This window comes from Gimesia alba (assembly GCF_007744675.1).
GTDB classification, from domain to species: Bacteria; Planctomycetota; Planctomycetia; order Planctomycetales; family Planctomycetaceae; genus Gimesia; species Gimesia alba.
Map to the genome: position 1 here is coordinate 1,388,529 of NZ_CP036269.1, position 26,211 is coordinate 1,414,739.

At 50.4% G+C, this 26,211-nt stretch carries 28 protein-coding genes and 1 tRNA gene; 1 reads left to right on the forward strand and 28 read right to left on the reverse strand.

The genetic code is table 11. The annotated features are described in order from the left end of the window. From Pan241w_RS05500 to Pan241w_RS05590, 21 genes are all read right to left on the reverse strand, one after another. Positions 1-999 carry a hypothetical protein gene (locus tag Pan241w_RS05500; RefSeq protein WP_145212142.1) on the reverse strand — a complete coding sequence of 333 codons (999 nt, stop codon included), beginning with the start codon at positions 997-999 and terminating at the stop codon, positions 1-3. After that, complete coding sequence (locus tag Pan241w_RS05505) at positions 996-1,463, reverse strand: hypothetical protein (RefSeq protein WP_145212145.1); 468 nt, start codon at positions 1,461-1,463, stop codon at positions 996-998. Before Pan241w_RS05505 ends, Pan241w_RS05500 begins: the two co-directional genes overlap by 4 nt. Beyond that, complete coding sequence (locus Pan241w_RS05510) at positions 1,453-1,788, reverse strand: hypothetical protein (RefSeq protein WP_145212148.1); 336 nt, start codon at positions 1,786-1,788, stop codon at positions 1,453-1,455. Before Pan241w_RS05510 ends, Pan241w_RS05505 begins: the two co-directional genes overlap by 11 nt. Then, entirely contained in the window at positions 1,775-2,005 is a 231-nt protein-coding gene (locus Pan241w_RS05515) for a hypothetical protein (protein ID WP_145212151.1), read from the reverse strand. The genes Pan241w_RS05510 and Pan241w_RS05515 overlap by 14 nt, the downstream gene beginning before the upstream one ends. A 34-nt stretch (positions 2,006-2,039) precedes the next feature. Further along, complete coding sequence (locus Pan241w_RS05520; RefSeq protein WP_145212154.1) at positions 2,040-2,381, reverse strand: hypothetical protein; 342 nt, start codon at positions 2,379-2,381, stop codon at positions 2,040-2,042. 103 nt (positions 2,382-2,484) lie between these two features. Next, the gene (locus Pan241w_RS05525) at positions 2,485-2,799 is read right to left on the reverse strand and encodes a VRR-NUC domain-containing protein (protein WP_145212157.1); all 315 of its coding nucleotides are present in this window, start codon (positions 2,797-2,799) and stop codon (positions 2,485-2,487) included. Positions 2,800-3,102: 303 nt separating this feature from the next. Next, positions 3,103-3,381: a hypothetical protein gene (locus Pan241w_RS05530; protein WP_145212160.1), complete on the reverse strand. Its 279-nt coding sequence runs from the start codon at positions 3,379-3,381 to the stop codon at positions 3,103-3,105. Between the two features lie 16 nt (positions 3,382-3,397). Next, positions 3,398-3,562, reverse strand: a complete 165-nt coding sequence (locus tag Pan241w_RS29285; protein WP_198000341.1) for a hypothetical protein — start codon at positions 3,560-3,562, stop codon at positions 3,398-3,400. A gap of 72 nt (positions 3,563-3,634) precedes the next feature. Continuing rightward, positions 3,635-5,275 (reverse strand): UvrD-helicase domain-containing protein, encoded by a 1,641-nt coding sequence (locus Pan241w_RS05535; protein ID WP_145212163.1) that lies wholly within the window; start codon positions 5,273-5,275, stop codon positions 3,635-3,637. A 162-nt stretch (positions 5,276-5,437) separates the two neighbouring features. Beyond that, positions 5,438-7,102 (reverse strand): bifunctional DNA primase/polymerase, encoded by a 1,665-nt coding sequence (locus tag Pan241w_RS05540; RefSeq protein ID WP_198000342.1) that lies wholly within the window; start codon positions 7,100-7,102, stop codon positions 5,438-5,440. Positions 7,103-7,164: 62 nt separating this feature from the next. Next, a complete protein-coding gene (locus Pan241w_RS05545) occupies positions 7,165-7,455 on the reverse strand; it encodes a hypothetical protein (RefSeq protein WP_145212170.1) in 291 nt (96 codons plus the stop codon). Between the two features lie 105 nt (positions 7,456-7,560). Next, entirely contained in the window at positions 7,561-8,406 is an 846-nt protein-coding gene (locus tag Pan241w_RS05550) for a hypothetical protein (RefSeq protein ID WP_145212173.1), read from the reverse strand. A 67-nt stretch (positions 8,407-8,473) separates the two neighbouring features. Further along, positions 8,474-9,007, reverse strand: a complete 534-nt coding sequence (locus Pan241w_RS05555; RefSeq protein WP_145212176.1) for a gp33 family protein — start codon at positions 9,005-9,007, stop codon at positions 8,474-8,476. 141 nt (positions 9,008-9,148) lie between these two features. Beyond that, complete coding sequence (locus Pan241w_RS05560; RefSeq protein ID WP_145212179.1) at positions 9,149-9,718, reverse strand: GNAT family N-acetyltransferase; 570 nt, start codon at positions 9,716-9,718, stop codon at positions 9,149-9,151. A gap of 30 nt (positions 9,719-9,748) precedes the next feature. Continuing rightward, on the reverse strand, positions 9,749-11,458 hold the full coding sequence (locus Pan241w_RS05565; RefSeq protein WP_198000343.1) for a DEAD/DEAH box helicase: 1,710 nt from the start codon (positions 11,456-11,458) through the stop codon (positions 9,749-9,751). Next, positions 11,451-11,966 carry a hypothetical protein gene (locus tag Pan241w_RS29290; protein WP_198000344.1) on the reverse strand — a complete coding sequence of 172 codons (516 nt, stop codon included), beginning with the start codon at positions 11,964-11,966 and terminating at the stop codon, positions 11,451-11,453. The genes Pan241w_RS05565 and Pan241w_RS29290 overlap by 8 nt, the downstream gene beginning before the upstream one ends. A gap of 109 nt (positions 11,967-12,075) precedes the next feature. Next, positions 12,076-12,495 (reverse strand): hypothetical protein, encoded by a 420-nt coding sequence (locus Pan241w_RS30070; RefSeq protein WP_232107361.1) that lies wholly within the window; start codon positions 12,493-12,495, stop codon positions 12,076-12,078. Between the two features lie 114 nt (positions 12,496-12,609). Beyond that, on the reverse strand, positions 12,610-13,029 hold the full coding sequence (locus tag Pan241w_RS05575) for a hypothetical protein (RefSeq protein WP_145212188.1): 420 nt from the start codon (positions 13,027-13,029) through the stop codon (positions 12,610-12,612). A gap of 54 nt (positions 13,030-13,083) precedes the next feature. Beyond that, on the reverse strand, positions 13,084-13,965 hold the full coding sequence (locus Pan241w_RS05580; protein ID WP_145212191.1) for a tyrosine-type recombinase/integrase: 882 nt from the start codon (positions 13,963-13,965) through the stop codon (positions 13,084-13,086). A 238-nt stretch (positions 13,966-14,203) separates the two neighbouring features. Continuing rightward, positions 14,204-14,434: a helix-turn-helix domain-containing protein gene (locus tag Pan241w_RS05585; RefSeq protein ID WP_145212194.1), complete on the reverse strand. Its 231-nt coding sequence runs from the start codon at positions 14,432-14,434 to the stop codon at positions 14,204-14,206. A gap of 134 nt (positions 14,435-14,568) precedes the next feature. Further along, positions 14,569-14,642: transfer RNA gene (locus Pan241w_RS05590), tRNA-His, on the reverse strand. Positions 14,643-14,916: 274 nt separating this feature from the next. Between Pan241w_RS05590 and Pan241w_RS05595 the strand changes: the two genes are divergently transcribed. Next, positions 14,917-15,957, forward strand: a complete 1,041-nt coding sequence (locus tag Pan241w_RS05595; protein ID WP_232107362.1) for an SMP-30/gluconolactonase/LRE family protein — start codon at positions 14,917-14,919, stop codon at positions 15,955-15,957. A 48-nt stretch (positions 15,958-16,005) separates the two neighbouring features. Here the strand turns inward: Pan241w_RS05595 and Pan241w_RS05600 are convergent, their stop codons facing one another. The 7 genes from Pan241w_RS05600 to Pan241w_RS05630 form a co-directional block, all read right to left on the reverse strand. After that, the gene (locus Pan241w_RS05600; RefSeq protein ID WP_145212197.1) at positions 16,006-17,628 is read right to left on the reverse strand and encodes an anti-sigma factor family protein; all 1,623 of its coding nucleotides are present in this window, start codon (positions 17,626-17,628) and stop codon (positions 16,006-16,008) included. Continuing rightward, on the reverse strand, positions 17,625-18,212 hold the full coding sequence (locus tag Pan241w_RS05605) for a sigma-70 family RNA polymerase sigma factor (RefSeq protein ID WP_232107363.1): 588 nt from the start codon (positions 18,210-18,212) through the stop codon (positions 17,625-17,627). The genes Pan241w_RS05600 and Pan241w_RS05605 overlap by 4 nt, the downstream gene beginning before the upstream one ends. Positions 18,213-18,407: 195 nt before the next feature. Next, the gene (panC, locus tag Pan241w_RS05610) at positions 18,408-19,289 is read right to left on the reverse strand and encodes a pantoate--beta-alanine ligase (protein WP_145212203.1); all 882 of its coding nucleotides are present in this window, start codon (positions 19,287-19,289) and stop codon (positions 18,408-18,410) included. Between the two features lie 82 nt (positions 19,290-19,371). Further along, positions 19,372-20,730 carry a hypothetical protein gene (locus tag Pan241w_RS05615; RefSeq protein WP_145212206.1) on the reverse strand — a complete coding sequence of 453 codons (1,359 nt, stop codon included), beginning with the start codon at positions 20,728-20,730 and terminating at the stop codon, positions 19,372-19,374. A gap of 73 nt (positions 20,731-20,803) precedes the next feature. Further along, positions 20,804-21,307 carry a thioredoxin family protein gene (locus Pan241w_RS05620; protein ID WP_145212208.1) on the reverse strand — a complete coding sequence of 168 codons (504 nt, stop codon included), beginning with the start codon at positions 21,305-21,307 and terminating at the stop codon, positions 20,804-20,806. 321 nt (positions 21,308-21,628) lie between these two features. After that, positions 21,629-23,455: a DUF4340 domain-containing protein gene (locus tag Pan241w_RS05625; protein WP_145212211.1), complete on the reverse strand. Its 1,827-nt coding sequence runs from the start codon at positions 23,453-23,455 to the stop codon at positions 21,629-21,631. A gap of 99 nt (positions 23,456-23,554) precedes the next feature. Further along, on the reverse strand, positions 23,555-26,203 hold the full coding sequence (locus Pan241w_RS05630) for a Gldg family protein (RefSeq protein ID WP_145212215.1): 2,649 nt from the start codon (positions 26,201-26,203) through the stop codon (positions 23,555-23,557). Positions 26,204-26,211 lie beyond the last annotated feature (8 nt).

The following is a 26,211-nucleotide window of genomic DNA, read 5'->3' on the forward strand; positions in this document are numbered from 1 at the left end:
TCATGCTCCGATGGTAAAGCGGTTAAATATTTTCTTGAAATCAGTCCGGTCCCGTCGCCAGTTCGCATAATCACCAATTGCCCAGCAGTCACCCGACCGGCAGATCCAGTCCACGTCTCGTGCCGGAATCCACCATGTAAAGCCAGCGATATTGTCAGGCATTGATGCGGGATACTTCGGTCCGCTGGCAACGTTCGGCCCCCAGCTTTGGGCACAGAGAGCACCTGGTTTATCAAACCTGACGCCAATCAGACACATCTGGTGCGACCACGAGCCAGAGCGACTGCAGAAGCCGTTGCGGTCTCTCCGCATTGAACAGCCGTAATCCGATGCAATGGTGACCGGGCATTTTGAAATGGCGATCGCTGCCGCCACATCATCGAAGCTGTTAACCTTGGAGATCAGCTTGACCGGGTTCCCTTTGGCCACCTGGTCGAGCTTCCCGCCATCGTTTCGACCGCCGCAGCCCCAGTTGCCCCACTCTTTTTCCTTACTGCCTGAGTATTGGGAGAGGTCATGTTCTGAGATTCCAGTTTCCTGGCTGTAATCTTTGCGATAAACAACGCCCCATTCTTTCATGAACTGAGCAGCAGCCGCACCATAGGCACCGTCTGAGTAACCACCACGACGCCCGCCATTGGTTTCAACTCGACAACCACCATAAATCGCTTCAGTTGCCGCCTCTGCGTATCGTTTCTTTGATCGTGACTTATACGCCATCTTTGCAGTGATAAGCGTGGCAGCCAATTCAGCCCCCCATGCAACGCACGAACCGATTGCCTGTGCGCCGCGTCGGTAACTTGGGTCAGCCCAGAGTAACGGCTCGTAAAGCAATGTCTCTTCCATATCCGCTGCAAACTGACCACGAAGGTTGTACGTTGCGTTTGTGAAGTCTGGGAAGGGGTTGCTTGGATCATTGAGAATAGACGTCACGCCTGCTGGGTTGGGTTTCCATCCGCACAGATCTGCGATATCAACGCCATTAACCTGCTGAATCATTTCCCACCCCGCAAAGCCTGGGCCATCGCCTGAAACATCTGCACGACTCGCCTGCGTTGACCACTGGAGAGGTCGACTGCCTCGTTATCCGGTTCCAGTTCTTTACTGAGAGCATTGCTGATTGTGTCAGCGAATGGACCTAAAGCTGGATCGCCGCCGAGCAGATCAAACGACATACATTCCGCAAAGACCAGCCCTACATCAGTTGAACTGATGATGTTCGGCTCGTCCTGTTTGCCATCGAACTCAACACGATCGGCGAACGCATTGCAAACCGCAGCCACATCGGCGGCGAGCTGTGGCTTGCCGGTGAATTGAGAGGGCAGGGTAGAACCAAACCCCCAGTCATCGGTGACTGAGGGTTGTGGAACGTCCGGCGAAGGCATTGGCCCGCTTGGATTGCTCGGCCCGACGTAACAGCCGGGAAGCAATAACACAGCTATCAGCAGTAGTTTACGTGTCATCTCCGTAAAGCCTTTTTAAGATGCGATTGTGAATGACTTCCAAGGCTTCTTCAGCTTCGTCACACCCTTTGCAGGTCGACGCCAGATGTTTGATGGACTTTACATCTTGATCGTAAGTGCTGGGATCAGTACCGGCTCCTTTAAAGTACATGCCTGCTCCGCTGAAACCGAGACCACCGAGCAGACTAACAATGCCTTGGATGAGCACACTCAGGTTCGAGGTGTCCATATTCAAAGCATCAGAGAGAGTGAATCCGCCGTTGCCGATCAGAAAAAAACCGACGATGGCGGCGATGATTGGTAGCCAGCTTTTAAACGTTTGCATTGTTATCCTTTTTCCAACGTCTCAGAGCATCGATCGCATAGCCGGCGGCCAGCCCTACGAAAGACGCGAGCATTTGATTTTCAATGTGCAACGCCTGGACCTGTTCCAGAACTGCAATCCCGCCAACAGCAGCGCCATAGATTGCAATGTTCGTAATCCATTCCACTGTGTCAGATTTCAACCACTCCCACTTGCCACTGACTTTCTTCTCAGGCATTTCTCGTTCCTCTTTTTAATCCGGTCTGGGATTTTTATTCCGTCTTACCGAAGATCCGACTCTCGATCCTCGCCTCAATCTGGTTGATCTGCCGCTGCTGACTGTCGTAAAGCCGTAGCATCAGCTCCTTCTGGGAAAGCATCAGCTCTTTTTGTGAGTCGAGCTTGTTGCCAATCTGAATCAACTGCTGGCTTTGCACGGTGTCATTCTGCACCTGATCGTTAATCTTGCTCGTGATAAAGGCAGTCGCCCCAACACCTCCAAGAACAATCGGGATGATCACTGAGACGATCACCCACTTTGGGATATAGAGCCCGCGTGCAGGAATAACCTCTTCGACTGCATTCTCGACCGTTTCGGTCAACTGGTCCGTCATCAAAGAACCTGTGTAGTTATTTAGCTTCTACACCGTGACGGCCATCGCGGCGATTGATCCCCTTCGTCACAGGGGTTGAGTTGGTTAATGTAAAATTATTACGCTATCCAGACTGACTGTCAAGCTTTCTTAGCAACGCTTTCACCTCATCAACACTGGTAACGACGCAACTGACGCCTCCCGCCCTCTGTATCTTCTCTATTGTTGCGGTTTGCAAATCGGTTGGTTTACCGCCGGGCTTCTTGACTTCGACCCAGAGCGACTGTCCGCGATAGGTGATATGCCAGTCGGGGAGACCGGCTTGCTGAAACTTACCGCCGGCGATTTTGACCGACCAGATAGGCAGCCCTGCACGCTGTAGGGTTGTGAGGTAATCCTTAATCGCCTTGGTGACGCGACCTTCGGGTGTTAATCCCATTGAGAAATTCTCCAATTAGCGCGGGTTATATCGCCTGTTAATTTCTCGTCGATCACACAGAAGTTACTGCCGCTTCGAGTGGCGACTAATTTCTGTGTGACATCATATAAATTAGCGGAGCCTCGAAGTCTGACTAATTTCTGCCTGATTGGCAACAAATTAACGACACCTGTATCGACTCTTAATTTCTCACTGATCTGACAGAAATTACTGCGCGCAACAGTCACTCTTAATTTCTGTCCGCGATGTCTCTGATTAGTGACATCTATACCGTGCCTTAATCTCTCGCTGGCCGCACAGAAATTAGTTGTTACTAAATTCGCAGTCCGAATTTTCATCAAAGAACAGGTTGGACTTGCAATAACAGCAGCACTTCGGCAGAAATTCATCACTGCCGTACTGCACGAAAAACAGGTTGCCGCACCCTTCACACATGATCGGCTCCACCTTCGCTGTTTCAAAAGTGTTCTCCGAGACGCTGTTGCGTTTCAGTGTTCTTGCTTCGATCACAGTTAGCCAAGCGAGCCTCGCGATCAGCAGTCCAGCTGCGGTGATAACTGCTACGTCCCGATAAAACTCCATATCGCACCCCTCTTGTTTAATCCGAGGGGTGCTTGTCCCCCTCTCGTTTCTCAAGCTCTTTTTGAATTTCCCCCTTCACCTCTTCGCGAGTGGCACTGCGGGCCATTGACGCAATGATATAGCCGCAGATCACTGCGAGGGTGAAACGACCAACTGAGCTTTCTGTAAACCATTCAAACATAACCCTGTTCCTTAAATAAAATCGTGAACAAGGGTACTATGTATTAATTCAGTAGTAAAAGTCAACCGCAGGTCAGTAGTCCATGCCGTGCATCATTGCCATTCCTTTTTTGACTGAGTTTCGCTCATTGCAAATAATCAGGCGTTCTTTCGCTCGCGTAACTGCAACATACTCGACTCGCCGTTCTTCGTCGAACCCCCCCTGGCTATCCTGTCCCCGCAAGATCTGGTGACTGATCGATGTCAGCAGCACGACATTGTCTGCTTCAGCCCCCTTGACACTATGGACGGTCCCTACTTTAACCTGCGGTTCCGCAGTCGCTGCATACCCCCACTGATCCAGGGCTTCCATGTATTCAGAAGTTCCCTCGATGCGAGTTCTCCAGGCGTGAGTCTTGACTAATTTCACGAAGTCGGCAGTGCCCCCCCAGTCGGCTATGTGCTCCAGATCCGTGAGCATACCGGAAACATCTTTCTGCTCCCACTCCTTTTTTGTGCCGCGACTGAAATACACCTTCCCATTGCGGCTTCTGATATTCTTCAGGATCGACAGCCACTCGTCGCCGGTAATCGCCTGACCTCTCTCAAGTGCGAGCAGAGCGAGAATCGTTTTATGCCTGACCGGTGCGTTCCACTTATTATTCCCCTTTCCAGAGTTTCTCCAGGGGATATTCAATGCATCGAGCCGTTTGCCGATCCGGTTTGCCTGGAAGTTAGTGCGAGCAATCAGCAGCCAGCTTTGATCCGGTCTGACTGAACTGATCCACGAGCCGTTGAAGATGTCGTTTTCAACAGACCCGCTGTGTTCGGCGGGTTTTATCCCCCTATCCCAATAATCAGAACACCCCTTTAGAATGCCTTCGCCGAGACGGATGATCGGGGATGGGCAGCGATATGTCTGTTGCAGGATCTGTTTATTTTTAGGGAGCACATCCCAGTTCATAAAGTGCCCCGGACTGGCCCCACTCCATCCGTAGATTGCCTGAAACGGGTCCGCGACTAAGTAGACGTATTTCGACTTCTGGGAGAGCCTGCGGGCCACCGCATCACTCAGGGCACTGTTATCCTGGCACTCATCGAGAAACCAGGCGTCGACTTGCGGAACGTCCCCCCGAGGGGGTCGCTGCTCTACTCCGTCAATCCTGAACTTATAGCCCGCGTAGCTGCCAAGCAGGTCAGTGAAGTCAACTTTATTATCGAGCACTTTGTAGTGCTCGTATTTTTCAACGACGCTCCTGCAGAATGAATATGAGGGCGTCCGCTCGTCCGTACAGCTCGCACGCTGCCACGCCGCCTCGTAAGGCTCCAGCCGGTTCCTCGCGCAGTGCCAGAGCATTAAAGCAATACCGCTTTCTGTATGAGAACTGAACGGGTCAGACTCATCCTCATTGCCGATCTTTTCCCCAATCGCTTCGGCGATCCATTTTTTCGATTTCTGATCATCCGTGATTAGCGTTTCGGACCGCACATCCAGGAGCATATAACACATCGCGTGCAGAGTTTTGAAGTAGCCGTCTCGGCTCAGAACGCCGGGGTCGACATTGAATCGACTTCCGGCCCGGTCCGCAGCTTCCTTGACGGCAGCCTTCGTGAATGAGACGAAGCCAATCTTCATTGGGTCCGCACCTATATCGATCAGCTTGTCCATAACTCCGAGGAGGTAGGTCGTTTTCCCGGTTCCGGCCCCGCCGATTACTTGTGCGATTATTGGCATGAAGATTTGCTTTCTGTAGCCTTGTAGCCTTTTAGTTTTCAGAAAAGGCTACAACATAAGGTACTGTAAACAAACGACTTAACTTCCCTTGTAGCCGTAGCCTTTATTTTTTTATATTTAACCTGAAAAAACATCGTCAGAAAAGGCTACGAGGCTACAAGACTACATAAGTTGTTGCAGTGAAACGTTTTTCGCTGTCGCCTTTTCGACGAGTTGTCGCAGTATGTAGTCGACGGTTCCAAATCCGTCTTCGGATGGTGACCCATCCCGAAGGGCATCCATAACATGCAGGGACTCTGTAGTGATGACCCTGAATTTAGCTACCCTCTTCCTGTCTTCTCCGTACCTTGAGTTCTTAACCTGCACGCCGATTCGACCAAGCACGTCCGAAAGTTCTCTTTCGGACACCTTATCATCGAAGTACATGAACTCAGTGCTCGTGAGAATCTTCCTAACCTTAAAATAGATCGAGCCATCGTTCCGCTTTGTCATCACCCCGCTGGGGTCAGGGTAATCGTTCTCGTCGCTATCTTTGGCTTTCATCGCCAGCTCGTAGAGCACATCCAGAATGATATGGCTTCTCTTCTCGTCGTCCGGCGCTTCAATATAAATCTGGTCGTCCGCCAGGATCTGCGCGAAGGACGGGTTATCCTTCGAGCCTTCCCAGAACGGTGTGAGTAATTTACGATTCAAGATCATCGGCGGGTTTAACTGGGTCGCGAAGACGTTTCGCATTTTCGCGCCCGACGGGAAGTCTTCGGGTGGGATTTTTAAAAACTTATTAATAGCCTTGTATTTCCCCGTGATAAATGAGCTTGAATACAGAAGCTTCATGGGCGGCTCTGAGTTATAGTGAGCTAATACAAAGCAATTGTGGTCAGGCTCTCCTGTTTCCGGGTCCATCGGAACAAGGTGACTCAACCCTTGGTTCATATTCGACAGTGAACGTTTCTTCCGCTCTGTCGCAAGGATTTCTTCAAATGTCGTCCTTAGCTCACTGACGGACAGTGGGGGCTTATTGTAATTCTCGTTCCAAAAGCATAGTGACTCCCATCGCGATTTGACGGATACCCTACTTTCAATGTTAGGACACTCAGCCGCACACAGTAGTTTGCCTGCGTAGCTCGCTGCCGCGTTGTTTCTGCCACCTTCCGCAACACCAGATTGGATATCCTTCCAGTACTCATCCGGCTTCGCTTCGAATTCTCCACTACTGCCGATTTCGATTCCTTCGCCCATCGTATCTGCATAGAAGTTGGCGAGGAAAATATCCGGTAATTCCGCGATCGGAAAATCTTCTGGATCACAGACGAGTTGATACTGCTCGCCGGTTCGGGGGTGGATGCTAGGCGGTGCTTGCGCATACGTTCCTGCGTTCCCGCCGAGCTTGAAGTCGATGTCATGCTTTTTTCCCTGAGAGTCGGTATAAGGCCAGTGTGCCCTTCTCAGAACATCCGCAGGCAACCCATCGCACCATCGGAAAACATAGTGATTTCCGCGAGCTGTTCGCCACTTCACAGTTTCAGGAATATTTTCCGGTCCACCGAACAGGCTGATGAACTTTTCTTCACCTTCCTCGCTGTCGGTATCAATAACGATAATGCCCGACTTCGGCCCCATTAGAATGCCGATGTTCGCACGAGGCCACTTGCCCCACCAGGCTGCAATTTTCCTGGGGTCGTCAGTTGCCTTATGTTGCCATTCTTTAATACGCGGCTTTTTGATCGCCTCTTCTTTTGGTCGCGGAAACTGCGTGCCGACGGGTGGCTCCAATACCGGAAAGACCTTCCAGCCTAACAAAGCGTATTCCAACGCTGCTTGCAGCATTGAGTTCTCTTCAGCTGATTCCTGCTGTCGCTTCGGGGCGTCCATGCGATGTGATACCAGTTCTAAATATATACGACTTCAGTGTTGGCCTGTTGCATCAGGTCCGCTATAGTATCATCCCAGAGGTCCCAGAATGACTTCTTGAGATACACACCTGCTTGCCGGATTACCTCTGCCTTGACCCGGCGGTTAGATGCGAGATCCTCGTGACACAGTCGCACGAAACCACCGCTCACTCCCGCTTTGCCGCTGTCCCATTCCGGCATTCGCAGATTCCAATATTCATATAAGAATGGCCCATCTTTGTCGTGTTTGCTCTTGACGGTAACCCTGACGAGCTGCGGTTTACCCATAATGTCGTTCCTGACTTTAGCGATGAAAATCAAACCTGCCTCGGATCAATGATCACCGAGGCAGGCTCCAAACATGGGCGGTGAAACCCAATTCGAGGACGCGGATTATTCCGCGTCGGTGTATGCGGCGTCGTCCGACTCAGTCAGCTCCTCGTCAGCCTGCTTTGCTACGCCTGAGTGTAGAACATCCCAGAAGTTTTCCTTGATCAACTCGCCGTCAGCTCTATCGAGGATACCGACGAGTTTCGCATGGATCTGAGAGAAGTCCTTCCCGCCTTGGCTCTTCTCCTTAGTGAGAGACAATTCGATTTCGCATCGAAAATACGGAACCTTCGCAACTGCAGGGATCTGCTTGATAAACTTCGTGATGTTCTTCAAGCTCCCCGGCTGAACGCGAATCATCAACGGGTAGATATCGTCCTTCCGAAGGATGAACAGAACCCGCTGGTCTTTACATCGCTTGCCGTGACCGTCTTTGCCAGATCCGAACTGATTGTAGGGCAATCCTTCCCAATTGTAGATCGCGGGTTCTGTCTCAGTTGCATCGGCCAGTTTGTAGTCTTCGAGAACGTCGATCATTTCGTCGGGAACTTCTTCAGGGTCGCACATCAGCTGCGCTGTCTTAAAGTCGTAGGTCTGAAGAACGCGATTTCCGCTGCCGTCTGGATCAAAGCTTGGCCAGAGGACTCCTGACCGCTGGACGTAAACAAGGATGCCGCGAATCGTTTTTTCAACCTGCTCCCCGGCGATTGTTTCGATCGTCCAGTTAGTTCCCCCAGCCGCTGGCGTTTTGACAACAATCAAGTCGCCAACGCCGAAATCTTCGTCGCAATAATCCATCGCTTCCTGCAGTTCATTGTTGCTGAAGCGAGCCAGCTCGCTGGACTTTAGGACGGTTAATCCGTTGATCGTGCCGTCGCCCGCTGGTTCTGTTTCTTCTTTTGAGCTCATCGCTATTTCCTTCATGAAGTGTGAAAAGTGTAAACCGCAATATTTCGCTGCAGCACCCCGCTGCAGATTAACCTCGCTTCGTTGATGTCAGCGTCACCTTCTCGCCGATATTCAGCAGTCCGGCGACCTGACTTGGAACTTCCTTCCCCTCGTTCATCAACTCTTTGATATGAGCCTTGAGGGATGCGGCGGAGTAGCTGTCTGCGTTCTTAACCAGGAAGTCCATACCGCTGCTCTTCAAGGCTTCGCAGACCGCCTCGTTTGTCGCACCGTCCTTATCAGCCCTCTTGCTGACGTAGAAGATTTTCTTTTGATGAATATTCAGGCCGTCTGCATTGATCGAGGTTGTACCGGACTCGGCCATATCTTCGAGCAATTCACCGCCGAGCTTCTCGGTCTGTGATTTACAGAGCTTCAGGGCCTCTTCGAGATCCCGCCGCAGGTTCTCCAGCCGGGCGAACATCTTCACTCGCTGCTGGTGTGTCATCGTGTTGCGGGGGTCGCTCAACTCTTGAGTGATAGACTGCCCTTCGCCAATGGACTGCTGCATTTCATCCAGCTGATCAAGCACGCTGGACTGCATCGCTTCGCCGATACTCATGATCTCACCTTTCTGTTTGGATTAAAGACTCACCAGGGTCGTTTGAATGACCAGCTCTCGCTAGATTATAACTATCGGCATAAATAGGAGCAAGAGGCAATCATAAAAATAAAGTAAAAATATTGCAATTCCAAAATGGCGTTAATTTGCATGGAAGTACTTCGCGATGCGGTTTTTGTAAATCTTACCACCAGGTAGGGTGTATCGAAATCCGACGCACAGGCTCTCTTCATCTACGTTGCCAACGAGGCTCTGTACGTCCACGCGTCTTGAATTAAACCCGCAAGCGGCAAAGAACCGGCACGCCTTAACTTTGCCACTGCCGCGAACCTGATCCTCGACCGCCAGTCGGATTCGCGAAACCCCCTGATGGCTCAGTTGATCCTTTACGGCGTCGAGCAGTAGAGACCCGACGCCATTACGCTGGTAGGCAGGGAGCACGGCGATGCGGTAAAGGTAAAGATGCTTGAAACCAGCGTGTCCATTACACACCTGTGGATCGGTCATATCGAAGTTCGCATAGCCGATCACTTTGCTGCCGACCTTCGCCACGATCGTGAAGTTAAACGGGTCCTGCATCGACTGCTCGAAGTCAATGCTTCGCCACGGTCGATGCATGCAGGTGCTTTCGATATTGAGGATCTGCCCGCGATCGGTTGCCTCGTTGTACGTGCAGATCGTCAGGTTCACTGGTTGTGATTGATTGCTCATGAAACCGTTCCTGGTTCAAAGGGTTATGAATTAGCCTGTTTGCAGAATACGCTGCTGCTTTTCTTTGAGGTAACTTAGTACGCCTTCGTTGATCTCCTGGCGTCTCTCCAGGGTTTTGTAAATTAATTCATCGATCGTGTCTCGCACTGTCAGGTGCCAGAATCGGCAAGGGCGAGTCTGACCCGGCCTACTGAGTCGAGCGGCACTCTGCTGGAAGTCATCCAGTGAGTAGCCGATGGAGTAGTACGCCGCACAGCAAGCTCGGGTAAGGTCAATCCCAATGCCCCCCGATTGGATCTGAACCCCCATCAGGTCGATCCCTTCGGGCATCTTGGCGTCGGGGGTGAGATCTTTACGGTCACCGCTGATTTCGCCGTACCGACGGCCTAGTTCTTGCGCGATCTCCCGAATAGCGACGAGGTCTTGTTTAAACTTACAGAACACAACAAATGGTTCGTCAGCAGGAAAGTCCTGCAGCAGTTCGAGCAGACCCTTCCGTTTCGCATCTGAGATAAATTCCCACTCAGTCGCGACCACTTCGTACTCACCACCGGGGCCGAGCACATACTCCGGGTCGAGTGGCACCATGCCAGACGTCATCTGCTGGAGCCGCAGCAGTTTCACCAGAATGTTGTCGGCACTCAGTATGTTGTCACCAAACGACGTGACGCACTCCTGCTCGAAGATCTTATACGTCTGCATTGCCTTTTTATCGAACTCAACAGGCCGTTCGATATCAAGCACCGGCGGCAAGTCAAGGGCATCTTGCCCGACCGTGAATGTCAGCAGGCTGATCAGGTCACTCAACTCGTCGGTGTTCTTATAACCGACGATGTGATTGTCGCCGAAGTTACCCTTAATGCCGTAGCGGTCACGAAACCGCGTCCAGCTCGTTCCAAAGACGCCACGGTCCAGGAACTTGAATTGACCAAACACACTGAGTGGATCTTTCTTGAGCGGTGTACCCGACAGGCAGAGGCGAAAATCAGAATTCATGCCAAGCTTCGCACAGTACCGACTCTGATTTGTGTTCGCGTTTGCAATCTTCTGGGATTCATCGCAGATCGCCATGTTCCAATGAACGCCGAGGCTCCATTTTTCGAATGCCGTCCGCCACGCCGACTCGTAATTAATTACGATGATCGCGCATTTGCCGCTGCCTTCGCACTGCTTCAGAAACTGATCGGCTTCTTTCGCTTTCCGCTTCGAAGTCCAACTCTGTTTATCAAGGATCAGCGTGCGACAGGAATCGGGGACACCCCACTGCGCGAACTCACGCCGCCAGACGCCGAGCACGGCGGACGGGCACAGTACAATCACCCGTTTACACTTTTTATTGATCGCCAGTTCAACCGTTGGTTTACTCTTCCCGGTTCCCATCCACATATTAAATAGGGCTGAGTCACGATGGTACGCGAACCAATACGCCTGCCGCTGGTGCTCCCATGAATCGAGCACGCGAACGGGAGGCTGCTCACCGGTATCCTCGAACATTTCGTATCGTCGCAGAAAGCGGTGTGACAGCTCGGTGACTTCGTCGGACGCCGAGACATCGCAGGGGGAGTGCGACAGAATATTCCAGGCAGTCGCAGGAGTCGCGTCGCACGTATGGAGATTCTTCTCAGGCCACCAGCGACTGTTCGGTAGCGACTCAATGAAGTTCTGCAGCTCGCGAGGCTTCGGTCCCGGCAATTGCAGTTTGCGCCCGTGCAGAGTGACGGGCAGGATGTATTCAGACATTCGGCACCCCGCCCGATTCGACAGAGTAGATTGCCGTGCCGTCCTGAACTGCGTCGAGACGAAGGTGGTGCCCTTCGTGAAAAATATTAAAAGGCACGACGTCACCAAGGATTTCGATTTCAACTCGTCGTGCTTCGGGGTCTTCCTCGAAAGCATCGACAATCTGCCCAGACGTAAAGTCGAAGTCGTCCTTGATGACGTGTGCCATCATTGACCGCTTGGCAATTTTCAAGAGTGATTCGTATCCGACCGCCATTGAATGCACGCACTCGAAGTCTTCGAGGCGTGCATTCAAGTCGGACTCACCTGTGCCGTTTGGAGCACCGGGGCCGTTTGGATTAGCAGTGTTGTATTGAATATTCTCTAGCTGAGACTTGATTCGCTCAATCTCAGTTGCGAGCCCGTCAGCAGGATATCCGGTATATTCCTCTTCGATTTCCCGGATCTGCTCTGGCAGTGACGGTTTCGGATTGCTTTGTATTTCAGAGTTGAGTACCGTAGACATCATAAGCTCCCTTGAAAAAGGGTCGTTTTGAGAGGCCCGCCGAGCTGTTTGGCGATAGGACGGCGGGCCTCGTTACAACAAAAATAGCCCCGATCAGTGTTGCTCTAAACTGTCACGCTTGAGCGACCACCGACGGGGCTTTGTTATTGTACCTGTCTCTCAAACGTGACAGGGTTATTTTACACAATGGACGATAAATGTCCATAGAAAATGGACGAAAATTGTCTATTATTTTGAAGAAAGTATCTCGTTTGGTTTCTTCACTCCGTAAAGCTTTGCGAGAACTGGGAATACAGAAATAGGCGGGTCGCTCTCTGCTGTCTCCCACCGGAGGATCGATCGATAACTCACTGACATTTTCTTTTTCGTTAAGTGTTCCGCAACCTGTTTCGCAGAAAGCCCACTCTCTGATCGTAGTTCTCGCAGTCTTGCTGCACACCGCCCGCTGTACGTCTTTAGGTCTGCTTCTTTTTTCGCAGGTGCCATGGTTCACCGCCTTCGTTTGAGTTGTAATTACAGGTACAGCAGGCATTTTCGCAAATCCTTAAAATTGCTGCAACAGCAGCATGAGAGCGTCGATAATGAAATAATATTACATTACGGCGATTTTGCAACAGAGATCTCGTGTAATCCACGGGGGATGGGGTTAAATATCCAGGTACTTTGGAGTCCACCTTGGGAGCCACTCGTGCGGGTACTTGTACCCATAGACGGCAGCAATGATCGGGTAGAAGTCGATGGGCATATCGGCGCCGTTTGCCTGCTTACCTTTTTCCCAGAAGAACATCAGTCGAGTCGCAACGATCAGTTGCTCTTTCTTCGTCGAACCGCCGCAGTAGGGGCATTTTACGGGGCGTGACGTAGTCAGCCCTTCGTGCGATTTGCCGCACTTCTTTGATCGGCATACGTAGAGTGAACCGCAAAGTGCGATACGGTCAATCACATCTTCGACCAGCCAGTCGCGTTCGTCGCGCAGCTCCCTCAACCTGGCAGCGATGGCCATCGAGTAGGTTCGCACGATCACTTCTTTACGAGGTCTGGGCATTTCAACTAGACTACCGGGCATTCTGAATTCTTTCAAGTAAAGGGGCTCGCGACGTGCGAGCCCCGTGATTAAATATCACCCAGCAACGAAGGTTGCTTCGGTTTTCATCTGTTCCGGAACCGGCATTTTAGGAACGCACGATTCCAGCAGCATCAGGGGGTCGAGATAAAAATCCAGTACGCCAAGCCCGGTGCCGTGGATCATTTTCCCAGCATCAGGGTTAACACTGGTCCAAGTATTTATACTCAGCCTACGGATCTGTTGCGGAGAGACAGGGCGGCGGAGATCGACCCCGCTGCACATGCGGGCCAGTTCCCGCCGGATGCGATTGTCCGACCAGCGGGGCACGCTGAACAGCCTGTCGTCACCAGAGCCACTGACTGCGTCGATATGCCTTCCCAGCCACTCGGGGACGGGATAGATATGCTCCTTACTGGTCTTGTTTGCCATCGCGATCAGAGTGCCTTCAGCGGCATTGAAGTCAGAAGACCGCAGCTCTTTCATGTCGCCAAGTCTAAGCCCGGTCCAGTAAGAGACCGCCAGCCATGACTGCCAAAAAGCTTCTGTGCTGCAGTAGTCAAGCACCGGCCAGATTGTTCTGCTGACGTTCGTGTACATCGTATCGAGCACGTTCCAGGGCGGCACGACCGGTCTTCGCTTACGCACTTTACCAGTGCGGATTACGGGAACTTCGCTGATCCAGCCTTTTTGTTTTGCATGACGCAGGATTGCCCGGATATTCCGCCAACTGCTTTGGAATGTCGTCGCAGCGAGCCCTGACGATTTGCACCCTTGGTAGAATTCAAGGATCGCAGCCTTGTTGATATCATCGAGGCTTGGATCGTCAGTCAGCCTTTCCCAGCGGTTACAGTGATGCAGGTAGGATTCTGCGGTTCGCGGTGCAAGCTCGACTTCAGGGTCGTTGATGTACTCCTCAGTTGCCTGTCTCAGCTTCATAGTCTTTACCTCGTTTCAAAAGAAAGTTAAGAAGCGTGCCTGCTCGCTGAAAGGTAAGGTACAACCCTGCACCGTCGACTGAAATTCAGGTGTTTTCCTGTATTTAAGACGTTAAAATACTCAGTATTTCAGGGTTTTTCCGGCGTGTTCATAAGCAACAAAAAAACCCTATGCCGTTTAACATAGGGTTTACACTACTTGGGAATTCGCAATTAGTCAAGTCTGTACAAGGGAAATTTTACGCAATAGCGTTTTCCTTCATGATCTCGTCCAGACTGACATCGAGCGCATCCGCTGCCCGCATTAGGAATCCAGCACTGGGGATGGACTCAAGGCTGATTATCCGGCTGATTTTCGACTGGTCATCCCCTGTTTGCTTCGACAACCAGTAGCGGGAGTGACCCTGCTCATCGAGTAAGCGTGTGAGATTCGCAGAGACGATCGCTTTTGCTTCGGTGTCAGAGACCATGGCTGAAGCTCCCTTCGGTTTGCGTATAGAGATCGCGAGTGGTCCAAACGACCCCGGTGAGGGGGGCATTCGAGGGCCTCGCGGACACCTCCCACTCGCGAAGCACTTAAATACTGTGCTGTTTGCGGTTTAGGGGTGAGTAACGGGATTTGAACCCGCGACCTCCGGAATCACAATCCGGCGCTCTAACCAACTGAGCTATACCCACCATATGCAGCCAAGTGGCTGAAAATTCGACCAGCTTCTCTCAGAATTCTACTGATTCTAACCAATTCTCATACACCTGAAAAGACATTGGTTGCGAGAAATGATTCAACTGCTACGTTATCGAAGCTGATTTCGGGATGCAAGTATTCCAAGGCACGGAATCAAGAATATTTCCTCTATACGTGCATCTCCTGCGAACAATCTGTAGAATTGATACTTCAAAGTTCCCCGATGAATTTACATTGATTTAACAGATTAAAACAGGGAAAAAGCGCATGAAAACTATTAGATTCACCTGCATGATTCTCGCGACTTTCGCATTGAGCCTTTCTCAATCAGAAGTTCAGGCTCAGGATTCAACCAATTATCCCACCATTGGCGAAATCGTTCGTCTCGATCCACGCCTCGATCAACTGATAGACAAGGATACGAAGATTGAGGTTCTCTCTTCCGGATTTGACTGGTCCGAAGGCCCGGTCTGGGTGGGAGATGCTAAAGATGGATTTCTACTGTTTTCAGATATTCCCCGCAACTCCGTCATGAAGTGGAAAGAAGGGGAAGGAGCCAGCCTGTTTATGAAACCCTCAGGTTATACAGGAGTCACCCCCTACGGAAACGAACCCGGCTGCAATGGACTGTTCCTTGATCCGAAAGGGCGTCTGGTCTCGTGCGAGCATGGCGATCGTCGCGTTTCTGTAATGACTAAAGATGGCGGCAAGCGGACGCTGGTTGATAACTATATGGGCAAGCGGTTAAACAGCCCTAACGATGGTACATTCAAATCAAACGGCGACCTGTATTTTACCGACCCTCCTTACGGGCTGCCCAATCGGTATGATGATCCACGTCGTGAACTCGACTTCTGTGGCGTCTACCGTCTGGCGACCGATGGAACGCTGACCCTGCTCACGAAAGAAATGACCCGTCCCAACGGAATCGCATTCTCACCCGACGAAAAAACATTGTACGTCGCACAGTCCGATCCAGAAGCGGCGATTTGGAAAGCATTTCCTGTCAACAAAGATGGAACGCTCGGAACCGGCAAAGTATTCTATGATGCAACGAAATCAGTCGGCAAACTGCCCGGCCTGCCCGACGGTTTAAAAACGGATTTAAAAGGTAACGTCTTCGCGACCGGTCCTGGTGGCTGTTATGTCTTTACTCCGGATGGGGACTTGTTAGGCCGCATCAGTACGGGCGAACGTACTGCCAACTGTGCCTGGGGCAATGATGGTTCGACCTTGTATCTGACCGCAGATACTTACCTCGTCCGCATTCCGACCAAAACCAAAGGTCGCGTCGGTCCTGCAAAGTAATAACAGGAATCGATTCTGCTCACACCATGCCACTTCCCGGCACAACCATTAGTTTGGTGCCGGGGGTGTGGCGGGAGTGGCTGTGCCTTTGAAGACAAACAGAACCTTCACGGGCGAATTAGAAACGGGTGTCTTACCCAGATATTGCCACTGGGTATTGGGGCTCAGACCCGGCTTTGAAGCCACTAGAGGTTGATTGTTAACAGAGGTCTCCAATTTACTAACTGCGTTTCTGGAGGGGGCACCTTGCTGAACCACTCTTGCTTTTCGGTTCAGTGTTTCCGCCGGAAGTTGCATCCGGTAGCGTGTCTGGTAGGAGCGTTGTTTTTTGGGTTCGCTTTCAAGCAATTTCTGCTTCACATCGGCTGCAGCAAATTTCTTAACTGGGGCGCCTCTTGCCAACGGTTTGCGAGCTTCATTCTGTTTATTCAATGTCAGGTCAGAAACCCTTTTGGATTCTCGTTCTTTGATTGTCGTATTCGTTGACTGTTGCTGATATGCCAGCAGTTGGGGTAATTCTCCAACCGCTTCTGTTAATGAAGATTCATTAATGGCCGGCTGCAAAGTCAGACCGACAAGCTGATCTTGTTTGAGGTCTTTCTGAAATTCCTGCAACGCAGATGCCAGTTGCGTATCTGTGGCTTCCACGTAGACAGCAAATAATTCGTGATCAGAATTGTCTACACCCTGAGCATCTTGCACCTTCTGGCCAACCGTTTTGGTTTTTAAATTGCGTGTACTTTGAAGTTGACGCTCGATATCAGACTGCTTCTGCTGATTCACGGGAATATTGTTCCGAGCCAGCAGAAATTCCATCGTTCCCAATGCCTGTTTGACGTCCACCACGCGGACTTCAATCACGGCGACTTTTCCGTTGATTTCACTGAAGTAAGGAAATGCATCTCCGATACGAATGGAATCAACGGGAATATGACTGGGGATTCCCGATGCAGGCTGAGGTTCAACGGGCATACTGAAGTCGGATAGTTTTTCAGCAACTTTCGATTCGGCGAAGGAATTCGTGACCGAAAAATCCCCTTTCATTTTTCGTGTATCGGGTGTAGGCATCACGATCCCCTCATTGCGATCGAGCTCTGTAGCAGGAGGCAGGGCGGCTGAACGTAAAGCGACCGAAGGAGCAGTCGTAACTGTTGCTTTGCCTTGTTTGCCGGAGGATACAGAATCATTCAGAGCAACATTGTAATCGTCTTGGGGGATAGTCTTGTGCCGTGAAAATACAAGCGTTTCCTTTTCGGCCTCAGCAGGAGTCTTAGCTGCAAGCCCGTCGACATTTGCGAATTGCTGTGCAGGATCAGGGATATTCATCAATAAAATAAATAAGACCAGTGCGGCCACTGAAGAGCAAGTGCTGATCGCAACGGCAATCCGATAACGCAACATCGAAGGGGCGCGTTTGACAGTTGCAGGCGTTGTTTCTGTCAACAGGGTTTCCTGTTCGATGCGACGTCGGATCGAAGCCGCCAGCTCGGGAGGCGCCGATTCCGTCGCGGTTTCCTGCAGCAGCCGGGAAAGTTCTCCGAATTCATGCAGCTCCTGTCGCGTTTCCGGAGATTCCTCCAGCAGCGCTTCCAGTTCGCGGCGTTCCTCGGGCGAGACTTCATGATCGAAGTAGGCCGACAGGTTTTCGTTTGAAGGTGGTTGACTACTCATTTTGTTTCACTTATCGATGACTCGTGGTCAGACTCAGGAACATGCGATTCCGGTTGATCTTGAAAAAGCATATTCAGTTTCTGTTTCAGTTCATTCCTTCCTCTAAAAATACGGCTCCTGACAGTTCCCAAAGGAATTTCCGTGATTTCGGCAATCTCTCCGTACGACATCCCTTCCAGCTCTCGTAAGATTAAAGGGGTGCGATATTCTTCTTGTAGTTCATTCAATGCCTGGTGAACGATTTTTTTTCGCTCAGAAAGCTCTACGACATCGGGGGGATGAGTTTCGGGGTGTGAATCAACCAGCCATTGGCTGGCAGGATTGTCTTGTGTATCCAGTGTTGTGGACGTCCGTTTGGTTTTTCGTTTTTGTGTGATTGCCGCATTAAAGGAAATGCGGAACAACCAGGAATAAAAGGCGGCCGTCCCTCGAAAAGTCTTTAATTTAAAGAATGCCTGTGTAAAACCTTCCTGGGCGGCATCGCGCGCATCATCACTAGAGCCCAGAATCCGCACTAACGTTCGGTACAGGCGATCCTGATATTTCAGGACCAGTTGATCAAACGCTTCAGTACGACCTGCCAAACATTCTTGAATCAGGTATTGATCATTGTTGGTCACAGTATGTAATGGACGAACAGAGGCCGAACTTAGTTCCCGCTCTTCTCAGGAAAATCGGGGTTTAGAGAGAACCTACACAAACGGTTATTGAGTATCTTCTTATTTTCGAAGGTGTTACGTCAATATCATTTCAGCAGAACCAGACAGAAAAACCCGGTTTTATTGTGCTGAATCCACCGAAAGAGGGCAGTTGTCGATCAAGCGGGTAGCACCAGCATAGGCGGCGACCAACGCGACCATGGCTGGCTGTGGGGTGGAAATCTCTTCTAGTGTGTCTGCATCGACGATCGTGGCATAATCCAGTTTTAACAGCGGTGTTGAGCTGATCAGTTGCTGCATTTCTGCTTTGAGTTGATTCAGATCTGTCTCTCCGGCGTTCACTAGTTCCTCGGCCAGTATCAGAGCACGTGAAAGCGATAAGGCTGATTCACGTTCTGACTCAGAAAGATAAGCATTGCGGCTGCTTAAAGCTAAGCCATCCGTATCTCTGATGATCGGACAGGTTTTGATCTCCACAGGGATATTTAAATCGAGACACATGCGACGAACAATCGCCTGCTGTTGATAGTCCTTGGCGCCGAAGTACGCGACATCCGGCAAACAACTCAACAGGAGTTTGGTGACGACTGTGGTCACGCCTTCAAAGTGATCAGGGCGTGTTTTTCCTTCCAGAACTTGCGACAGCGTTTTGACGGTGACACAGGTTGAGAAATTCTCCGGGTACATGATCTCAGTGGTAGGCAGCCAGACAAGGTCAGCTCCTGCCTTGTGACATTGGGCCAGATCCTGTTCCACTACACGAGGATATTTTTCAAAGTCTTCGCTGGGACCAAATTGTGTCGGATTGACGAAGATTGAAACCACGACAAAATCGCAGTCACGCCGTGCTGCTTCAATCAGGCTGACATGACCTGCGTGCAGAGCTCCCATGGTAGGCACAAAACCAATCGATGCATTCTGCTTGCGTTGCGCATCAACCAGTTTTCTCAGTGCCGGAATCTCTGAGACTGTTTCCACAGGTGAAGAAAATGGCTCTGACATGACAAAACACTTTCAGATCAGGCTATCGTCCCGCACCTAAAATCGAAGCAAGATGAAGCCAGGTTTCCTCAGGCAGAGATGATTATTTTTCTTTTGGAGTCTGACGACGATTTCCACCTCCGCCCCGCTTATTTGATGGGCGGCGTGATGAGCGTTTCGGTCGTCTGCGACTCTGGTCATCTGCAGTAGAGGATGGGGATGAACTTTTCCCCTCATCACCGTCTTTGCTGGATTTACCGCCACCGACCAGTTTGGGGTTCAGCAGATAAGAGATCGCTTCTTCCCAGCTGGGAACGTTCGGATATTTATTTTCCGCCGTTTGCTTACCAGGATGAGAGGTTTCTTCGTCGTCCGATTCCTCTTCGGAATCTGATGATTCGGCTTCAACCGGACTTTTGCGTCTGCGAGATCGTCGTCGTGAACGCTTGGGTTTACGTTCTTCTTCCGCTTCCTGAACGTCAGAATCACTCTCGGCTTCAAGCTCTGGTTCTTCTTCTGATTGTTCCTCTTCAGAACTTTCAGCAGAATCTTCACTTTTACGAGAACGACCTCGTCTGCGGCGTCGGCGTCGGCGTGGTCGTTTGGTTTCTACAGCTTCTTCGGTTTCTTCCTCAGTTTCAATGCTTTCTTCAGCAACTGCCTCTGATTCGTCTTCGAGATCTTCATCTTCTTCATCTTCTTCGTCGGAATCAAAGGCTACTTCTTGAGAAATGAGACCAAAGCCGAACGAGTCGTCATCGTCGAGACGCTCGTCGGTGCGAGCGACCGGTTTACTTTTTGAAGGCTTCTGCTTTTGGGGCTTCTTAGATCGCGACTTTGCTCGTTTCTTCCGAACAGGTTCTGGTGTTTCAGCAACCTCTTCTTCAACCTCAGATTCATCGTCATCTTCATCAGATGCTTCGGGCTCATCCACTTTGGCCAGGGAGGAATCTTCTTCGTCCCAGTTCCAGCCATCCAAAGCGTCCCAATAGGTGTCTTCTTCTTCGACAGCACTGGTTTTTTCTTCGGTCGAAGCAGCGGGAACGAAATCCTCTTCGATTTCTTCTTCCTCGTCCTCATCATCAAAGACGTCGAGAATGTCTTCTGTTACATCCTCGTCTTCTTCAAGTTCCAGCTCAGCTTCAGCGGGACTTTCCTCTTCGTCGGCTGTGGTCTCGTCTTCGTCAAAAAGAGAGGCACCGAAAAAGTCATCGTCCTCATCATTGTCAGAATCTTGGGGTGATTCTGATTTCGCTGATACGGGAACCGGTTCCTGTTCAGCGGCTTCTGGTTCGTCGGGAGTTTCCTCTTCGATTTCTTCAGACAGACTATCATCGAAGTCCGTAGGCACCGGTTCGACTTGCTGGTCGAAATCGATGCCAAACAGATCACCTGCGAGGGACTCCCAGGAGTCACCTTCACCCGACGGATTGATGCCAAAAGGCTCTTTGCTTTTATTCATATGCGCAAAGTACACGTTCTTCGCAGATTTATCAAGATTTGCGCCTGTGCGGAATAAGGGATATCAGCAGAAATCAGCGACCTTCCGAGTACTCGATATGATGGATTACAGCCTGTAATTTACGGGCTTTTTCCAGCATGGAGTGGTATCGGGGGACCTTCGAGTAGCCCACTTGTCGGGCCAGCAGGTCGGCTTCTGAACTCAGAACGACTGTGCAGGGGATCGACTTTACCTTCAAAACGTCGGCGATTTTCCGGTCTTTGTCGAAATCCAGGTGAACAGGTTCGAATGCCTGATTCAGATAACGGGCCATTCTGGGGTCGGAAAGTGTGTCTTTTTCCAGTTTTCGGCAGTAAGTACACCAGCTGGCATCAAACACGATGAAAACCGGTTTATTGCTTTTGAGTGAAGCCTGATGAGCGGTTTCCAGATCGGCGTGCCATTTGATGAAATTGGCAGACGAACTGGCTGATTCGTCTTTTGTCCCTGCTTTGGAGAGTTCAATAGACAATCCGACTAATAAAACGACTGAAAAGCCGATAATCCCCCATTGGATTCTATTGGGAAGTCTTTTCATTTCTGTGACTCCTTCACAAGTACGAACTGCAATTCCTTTGCAGCTGGACCTATGTAATTAATGACGTGTTGACCCGGTTAAGAGTGAGCAACTTACAGAATCGTTATAAATCGTTCATTAAGCTTTATCGGGAGGATAGGAGGATGTACTGTGAACGATTCGACCGGAATCACCCGAATAACAGGAACATGGCCGGCAAAGTTTACCTAACCGGAACAGAGTCGGTTCTGGATCTGTAAAAAAAGCCAAAACTGCGGAAAAGACCTCTGATTTGAGGCTTTTCACAGCTTTGGCTTGATCACGGAGTAACTGAGTTAATGATCAGTTCTTCTTGGGGGAGGCTGATGGTGGAGTGGGTTTGGTTTCCGGTTTGGCAGCCTCTGTTTTACCGGCGCTCGGCTTCGCGGCGGGCTTATCCGGTTTACCATTCGCATCCGTTTTTGAGGGTGCGGGTTTTTTGACCGGAGCAGGTGCAGGATTGGTCGCGGGACCTGCTGGCTGAGCTGCCGGTTTTCCACCGGTCGGATTATTCGCAGGGCCTGTTTTCCCCGCCTCTTCTTTCGGCTTCTCAATGGGTTCAATCAGAGCTTTGCGCGACATGCGAAGCGTCTCGAAGCTGTTCGCTGAAATCACATAATACCAGTTTGCAAATCGTTCATTCAGCTGTTGAACCAGTTCGTTCCCTTTCACCACTTTCTCATCATATTCTTTCAATTGCTTCTCGTAGGTCTTCAATTCAGACTGATATTTTTTCATCGCGATTTCATACTCAGCTTCCGGGCTGGGTTTTTCTTCCGCTTTGGCTTTATCCTCTTTTTTATCTTTATCAGCTGGCTTGGACTCTTCTTTTTTCTCACTGTCGGTTTTCTCTTTCAGTCCAGCTGGTTTTTTCGGTTCGACCGGTTTTTGTGGGGGATCACCAATAAAGGACGGGTCGAATGTTACCGTGACAAACAGGTAACGGCTGGTTTTCAGAGCACCATCATCAGTTTTTTCATCCGCTTTTTTCTCTGGTTGCTTGGTGTCTGCTGAATCAGATGCCTTCGTCTTATCTTCTGATTTCGGTTTTTCGTCTTTCTTGCTCCCACTGTTCCCCACTTCAATATCCAGCGCGCTGCCGGTAAAAATTTCACCGAAGTACAGCGAATACACGACTCCCTGGTTTGTCGCTGCAATCACTTCCCCTTCGTTTGAAACCAGTTGTTGATTTCCCTGGGGGTCGCTGGCTAAGATAAATCCTTTGCTTTGCAAATCGACAAAGTCGAGTGGATCCAGACGCAGGTTACCGGATTTTTTCAACTCAGCAGCGATGCCCGTGGGTTTGGGGCGAATCCCCTGAATCTTTAAATCATCCAGTGTGTTGATCATCTGGTTGACATCGCTGGTATTCAGCTTCTCGGTTTCTGGGTTTAATCCTTCCAACTCCCAGGGGGCTGTCGAATTCTTCCGAGTGAGGGTAGATAGCTCTCGGTTCACAATCCGCCGCTTGCCTTCATCAATTGAGTATTTATTGACGATGATTTCAACCAGGCGGTCTCGATCGACTTTCAGCAAGTCGGGTTCAATCCAGTCCGAAAAGTTGGAGGAAAGGTCAACGTTGAGTTTTGTACGATAGACGGAATCTTCATCTACTTTGCGAACGAAGTACTCGTTTGGTTCATCTGGAACCTGTTTCCCCACAATAAAGTCAACCAGCGGTGCGCCCCCTTCTTTCGAGAGTGTCAGCCGCTGGCCGCGTCCTTTCAGGTTGGTATTCGATTCATCGAGCGGATCAATCACCCCAAAACGTTCGTGATCACTTTTACGTCGGCTTTCTAATGCTCCGCGAACCACGCCCACCAGTGAAGCGGCGGTTTCAGCCAGTTCATCTTCCGCATCAGCCGGGTAATCGTGGTGCGAAGGGATTTTCCATACTCCGTCCTTGAATTCCACATTGAAGACTTTCAGTGTGGCGGAGTCTTCATTGTAACTGACAACGCGTAGCGACTTCGCCTGCGTCGGGTCGGCAAAGTCGGGGTAGAATTCTTCTCCCACATTCTCGTAGCCTGTCAACTCCGTTGGCTGAGATGCGCGATCGGTCACGTAAGCGGCGATCAGGGCAGCCACCGCAATCCCTACAAAGGTCAGTGTTCTGGTCGTTTCATTCATGGCAAACGATTTTACTTAAAACAGTGGTTTAAATTGAATTCAAACAAGACGCAGTTTTATGTTTTCAAATCAGAGGCAATTCTGAGAATCGGCCTCCGACTATTTCTTCAGTCTCCGGTCAGGAGAGATATTCTGGTTTTCATTTTTCATACGGAAAAACAGGAAGCAGATTCCAAGTAGAATCGCCGGGAAGGGGGGCACGAGAATCGCATACCAGCGGATGCGATCTTCGATTTCTCGAATCTGACGCTCCGTCTGGGCTTTGATTTTTTCGACCTGCTGTTGTTTTTCTCGTTCAATTTTGGCTTCATCCACTTCCAGGCGTCGGCTTTCGTTTTCTTCAGCCATTCGCAGCATGATCTGTTTGGTGCGATTATCGAGCGATTTATCCTGCTCAATTTTATCTCGCTCGGATTTCAGCCGATCACGCGCTTCTGCCAGTTTGGCTTCCGCATCTTTCGTAGCTTTTTCGCGTTCTTCGTTTCGTTCTTTTACAAACACAGATGTTTCCCGCTCTACCAGAGTCAGGGTACGGTGCTTTTCTCGACGTTTGCGAAGTGCGATGTAAGAGTCATCGCCCGCTAGTTGGTCGACACAGTTCAGCAGGAACGTTACGTTGTCGATTTTTAAGCCAAACGCCTGGCGTTCTCGGATATTGAATAATTCATCCGAAATCAGGTCCGCATCAGCGACAAAGATGACATTAATATTTTTCTCTTTTGATTTCGGTGTCGAAGTGATGTGCGCTGCCAGCACGTGCGCATGTTCGTCAATCACACGCAGTGGATCTTGGGCAATTCGAATCGAATTGAAAAACGGACTGGTGATTTCTCCCCAGGCTAAGAGCCCCGAGTTCGGCCCGGTCCGAAGCAGCGGCTCGAAGTTCAGATCTCTATCTTTCCGCGGACGAATACTACCGGGGAAGAAGGTCAGGATTTCCTGCAATCCGCTGGTAATATTACTATTCAAGCTGAATGCACTGCGCGTGCCACTTTTCGGGCTGATGAAGATCAACTCGGGACGCACGACTTCGGCGAATTCCGGATGCGGATTAAAGTAATCAAAGACGACTTCACCATTATCCCAGGCAATCTGCAGGACGTTCAGCAAGGACGTCAGACGTCCTTCATCAGCTTTGGGAGTGGGCGGTGGTTGACGCATGCCGAACATGCCTCCTCCTGGACTCGGCTTGGGCATGCGTGGTGCATTTTGGATTCCCCGGCCGCCACCGTAGACAGGTAGTGGGTCGTCACAGATTAGAGTCGGTTTTCCTTTTTTGACATAATCGACCAGATTCTTCAGTTGTGGTTGTGTCAGTGAAGAAGGCAGGACCGCGATCAGAACATCATAAGCGCTATCGCTGATAGGAGAATCAGGTGAGACCTGTTCGACTTTGTATTGTTTCTTGAGCTCACTCACAATCAACCAGGGGGGCTGATTGCCTCCCATACCCATATTCAGACCGCCAAAGATGCTGGCATCGGTGTTTAAAATTCCCACGGTCAAACGTTCGTCTTTTGAGACCGTGCGAATCGAACGCGTTAATTCATATTCAATGGGCGTTCCCATATTAAAGAAGGGGATCACCACTTCATCCGTGCCGCTTTTGACGACAGCACCCATGAAAATCGTATCGACAAACGCCCGCCCGCCCCGTTCGGTTTGAACCCTTTCGGGAGAAATATTCAGCAATCGGGCTTCTTCTTCCTCTTTACTGAATGGGACTACGTCGACGAAGCGAACCTGCAGACGTTTTCCACCCAGCTGATTGTATTCTCTCAATAGTCCAATCAACCGTTTACGAATCGGCACATATTCCCTTGATACTTCCGGGCTGATAAAGGCTTCAATCGTGATCGGGTTTTTCTCATCGATTTTGGCGATCAGATCTTTTGTGGTTTGTGAGAGACTGTAGACCTTTTCACTGGTCACATCGATGCGGCTACTGCCATAGGAAGCAATCACATTCGCACTGATCAGAATGACCGCCAGAGAGACCGTACGTACCAGGTACTGCAGACCCATCGAGTTTTGTTCTTGAGCACTCCAGTGCCGGCGTGTAATCAGAATCCGGTTCAAGTACAGCATCATCACAGCCAGTGAGATGAAATACAGAATCGCGCCCAGTGGTAGAACACCGGCACTAAAATCCTGGAATTGTTCGACCAGACTCAAGCCCTGAATCAGATTACTGGAGGGCGCTACCTGACCAATGAAGACCGGGACAGCGCAGATCACCGTTCCCAATACAAATGCCACAGTGGTACTGCTGGTTAAAGCTGAAGCGAACATGCCCGCCGCCAGTAAGGAAGCGCCGGCCAGCCAGTAACCAAAATAAGTAGTAAACATCACTCCGAGATCAGGGTTTCCAATACTCCATAGCACAAAGATATGAGTCACCGAAAACAACAGAGCAATCGTATATACGGCTAGAACTGCAAGGAATTTTCCGAGCAGGATTTCCAGATCAGAGGCAGGCATGGTAAACAGCAGTTCGTCCGTTCCCATCTTTTTCTCATCGGCCCAGGCGCCCATTGTAATCGCAGGGATAATGAATAAGAGCAGTAAAGGATACCATAGACTCAGCTGGTCCAGATTGGCCTGGTTGTTGGCGAAAAATTGTTGATTGAAGGCAGCAAAGGCGCCTGCCACCACAAACACAACAATAAATAGATAACCCAGCACTCCGGAAAAGTAACTTTGTACGTTTCGCTTGAATACGGCCAATACAACGTTGTTCCGCAACATAATTGAAG

Bases quoted from the DNA above. Each gene is read 5' to 3' on its own strand.
- Pan241w_RS05525 (WP_145212157.1), bottom strand. From the start codon at position 2,799: ATGGGATTAACACCCGAAGGTCGCGTCACCAAGGCGATTAAGGATTAC.
- Pan241w_RS05595 (WP_232107362.1), top strand. From the start codon at position 14,917: ATGAAAACTATTAGATTCACCTGCATGATTCTCGCGACTTTCGCATTG.
- Pan241w_RS05550 (WP_145212173.1), bottom strand. From the start codon at position 8,406: ATGAGCTCAAAAGAAGAAACAGAACCAGCGGGCGACGGCACGATCAAC.
- Pan241w_RS05630 (WP_145212215.1), bottom strand. From the start codon at position 26,203: ATGTTGCGGAACAACGTTGTATTGGCCGTATTCAAGCGAAACGTACAA.
- Pan241w_RS05560 (WP_145212179.1), bottom strand. From the start codon at position 9,718: ATGAGCAATCAATCACAACCAGTGAACCTGACGATCTGCACGTACAAC.
- panC (WP_145212203.1), bottom strand. From the start codon at position 19,289: ATGTCAGAGCCATTTTCTTCACCTGTGGAAACAGTCTCAGAGATTCCG.
- Pan241w_RS05625 (WP_145212211.1), bottom strand. From the start codon at position 23,455: ATGAATGAAACGACCAGAACACTGACCTTTGTAGGGATTGCGGTGGCT.
- Pan241w_RS05585 (WP_145212194.1), bottom strand. From the start codon at position 14,434: ATGGTCTCTGACACCGAAGCAAAAGCGATCGTCTCTGCGAATCTCACA.
- Pan241w_RS05545 (WP_145212170.1), bottom strand. From the start codon at position 7,455: ATGGGTAAACCGCAGCTCGTCAGGGTTACCGTCAAGAGCAAACACGAC.
- Pan241w_RS05515 (WP_145212151.1), bottom strand. From the start codon at position 2,005: ATGCCTGAGAAGAAAGTCAGTGGCAAGTGGGAGTGGTTGAAATCTGAC.
- Pan241w_RS05615 (WP_145212206.1), bottom strand. From the start codon at position 20,730: ATGAATAAAAGCAAAGAGCCTTTTGGCATCAATCCGTCGGGTGAAGGT.
- Pan241w_RS30070 (WP_232107361.1), bottom strand. From the start codon at position 12,495: ATGCCTGCTGTACCTGTAATTACAACTCAAACGAAGGCGGTGAACCAT.
- Pan241w_RS29290 (WP_198000344.1), bottom strand. From the start codon at position 11,966: ATGATGTCTACGGTACTCAACTCTGAAATACAAAGCAATCCGAAACCG.
- Pan241w_RS05580 (WP_145212191.1), bottom strand. From the start codon at position 13,965: ATGAAGCTGAGACAGGCAACTGAGGAGTACATCAACGACCCTGAAGTC.
- Pan241w_RS05565 (WP_198000343.1), bottom strand. From the start codon at position 11,458: ATGTCTGAATACATCCTGCCCGTCACTCTGCACGGGCGCAAACTGCAA.
- Pan241w_RS05510 (WP_145212148.1), bottom strand. From the start codon at position 1,788: ATGCAAACGTTTAAAAGCTGGCTACCAATCATCGCCGCCATCGTCGGT.
- Pan241w_RS05555 (WP_145212176.1), bottom strand. From the start codon at position 9,007: ATGAGTATCGGCGAAGCGATGCAGTCCAGCGTGCTTGATCAGCTGGAT.
- Pan241w_RS29285 (WP_198000341.1), bottom strand. From the start codon at position 3,562: ATGTTTGAATGGTTTACAGAAAGCTCAGTTGGTCGTTTCACCCTCGCA.
- Pan241w_RS05600 (WP_145212197.1), bottom strand. From the start codon at position 17,628: ATGAGTAGTCAACCACCTTCAAACGAAAACCTGTCGGCCTACTTCGAT.
- Pan241w_RS05535 (WP_145212163.1), bottom strand. From the start codon at position 5,275: ATGCCAATAATCGCACAAGTAATCGGCGGGGCCGGAACCGGGAAAACG.
- Pan241w_RS05540 (WP_198000342.1), bottom strand. From the start codon at position 7,102: ATGCTGCAAGCAGCGTTGGAATACGCTTTGTTAGGCTGGAAGGTCTTT.
- Pan241w_RS05505 (WP_145212145.1), bottom strand. From the start codon at position 1,463: ATGACACGTAAACTACTGCTGATAGCTGTGTTATTGCTTCCCGGCTGT.
- Pan241w_RS05530 (WP_145212160.1), bottom strand. From the start codon at position 3,381: ATGGAGTTTTATCGGGACGTAGCAGTTATCACCGCAGCTGGACTGCTG.
- Pan241w_RS05620 (WP_145212208.1), bottom strand. From the start codon at position 21,307: ATGAAAAGACTTCCCAATAGAATCCAATGGGGGATTATCGGCTTTTCA.
- Pan241w_RS05575 (WP_145212188.1), bottom strand. From the start codon at position 13,029: ATGCCCGGTAGTCTAGTTGAAATGCCCAGACCTCGTAAAGAAGTGATC.
- Pan241w_RS05500 (WP_145212142.1), bottom strand. From the start codon at position 999: ATGATTCAGCAGGTTAATGGCGTTGATATCGCAGATCTGTGCGGATGG.
- Pan241w_RS05520 (WP_145212154.1), bottom strand. From the start codon at position 2,381: ATGACGGACCAGTTGACCGAAACGGTCGAGAATGCAGTCGAAGAGGTT.